Raw genomic sequence first — 1682 nt, 5'->3', positions numbered from 1 at the left:
CTGGAAAATTAGACGGCTTCGATTGATTAACAACAAAGTAGTTCAGATTGAAGAAGCCAAGATCCCTGTCAGTGTCTTCCCAGAGATGAATGCCGAGATCATTGAAAGCTCAATCCAGAAACATGCGCTAGCGAAAGGCCTTCAGATCGATAGCTACTTAACAACGTATCAAGCGATCAATGTTTCTAAAGAAGATGCGGAGTTGCTCGGCTGCAAAAAAAATGCGGCGGCGATGAATATCACCAACCGAGGTTTCTTAGCATCGGGTGAGCTGTTCATCGTCAGCGATATCATCGACATCAACTACCAATGCACTTACCACACGCCTTTTAACAGTGAGAGCATGAGCTTCCGAGACAAAAAGTAACGGCTTGATTTGTATTGAGCCACTTTGTCTTCCCGCGTTTAATGTCTCGAATTTTCCGTACCCCAAAAAACAACAACCCGCACAGTGGCGGGTTGTCAGTAGAATTAAATCAACCGTTATTAGAATTCGTAGTACAGACGTACACGAGCACCAAAATCATCGTCTTCAGAGAACGCCGACGTATTGGTCGTCTCGTTGTCGACTGTCGTGTAGTAAGTACCAAGAAGAACAGAGAAGTCTTGTACTTCGAGTACATTCTGGAACTCATAAGATGCGTAACCCGTGTTAACCGTCACATCGCCTTTTGCCCATGTGGAATCATATTCGTTCGCACCATAGATGTAACCGATACCGAAGTTGTTATAAAGCGCGTTCAAACCCGCGGTTGCATTGGTTTCATCGACAGCATCTAAGTAAGCAAAGTTAGCGTTAACGCTCCAAGAATCATTAGACCAATTACCTGTTAGGCCGTAACCAGTTCGGTCAGAGATATCTTTACCCGAGGTGTCGACAACGGCATCGCTGACTAAGTTAGTTTCCATTGAGGCTGCAACAGTAAAGTCACCCATTTTATATGACACAACCGGGCGAACAAGGAAGGCATCTTTGGCGTTATCGTGGTCTACTTCCACACCATGGTAGCTATCAGAGAACAAGTCAGAGCGGTCACCGATCATCGTACCAACCTCGACATACAGATCCCCAAAACTTTGGCTATACATCAACTGACCATCAGAACCACGACCGCGAGCTTCTTTCATCTGATACACATAAGCGCTGCCACCCGTATAAAGTTCATTTGAGGTATCACCTGAATACTCTAGGAAAACATCGAGCCCGACAGGGAACATATCGTAGGCTTCAAAACGACCCGCTTTGATCGCCCACCCGTCTTTTTTGCCGAACTCAAAGTAGGCATCATCGAGTGCGACATTGCCTGTGCTTTCAAATAGAGGCTGCGCTTTAACCCCAACATAATGACCATTACTGGTGTACTTTTCGCCAGCGAACTCAATCAGAACTCGACCATCTTGGTTGAACTCTGCGTCACCGTTATCATTCGATTCTCTATCTTGGTAGTTGAAGTTCAGCTCCACGTTACCACCAACAGAGAAGTTACCTTCTTCTGTATCAACAATGGCAATGCCTGCATGAGCTCCCATTGCAGAAGAAACTAAAACAGCAGCTAAAGACAGCTTGAATGTGCTTTTCATATAAACGGCGTTGTTGCCTAAATCAGTTGAACCTTTTCCAAGTCCCGTGATCTGAACCTTTGTGATAGTTAGAACGGTGGTGACATGGGTAAAGCGAAAAA

2 protein-coding genes are annotated in these 1682 nt (G+C 45.2%); one reads left to right on the top strand and one right to left on the bottom strand.

Going from position 1 to position 1682, the window contains the following annotated elements:
* A partial coding sequence (locus IQQ51_RS26870; RefSeq protein ID WP_228012771.1) for a UTRA domain-containing protein occupies positions 1–367 on the top strand: 367 nt, incomplete at its 5' end.
* A gap of 119 nt (positions 368–486) precedes the next feature.
* Here IQQ51_RS26870 and IQQ51_RS09415 read toward each other — a convergent pair.
* Positions 487–1581, bottom strand: a complete 1095-nt coding sequence (locus IQQ51_RS09415; protein ID WP_050620314.1) for a carbohydrate porin — start codon at positions 1579–1581, stop codon at positions 487–489.
* Positions 1582–1682 lie beyond the last annotated feature (101 nt).

The sequence above is a fragment of the Vibrio sp. OPT18 genome (assembly GCF_015163615.1).
In the GTDB taxonomy this organism is placed as follows: domain Bacteria; phylum Pseudomonadota; class Gammaproteobacteria; order Enterobacterales; family Vibrionaceae; genus Vibrio; species Vibrio coralliirubri.
Note: the sequence above shows the minus strand (reverse complement) of the source record. Positions and strands in the feature narration are given on the sequence as shown.

What these genes read in the sequence shown, in the direction of transcription:
- IQQ51_RS09415 (WP_050620314.1), bottom strand. Translation starts at nt 1,581, where the DNA reads ATGAAAAGCACATTCAAGCTGTCTTTAGCTGCTGTTTTAGTTTCTTCT.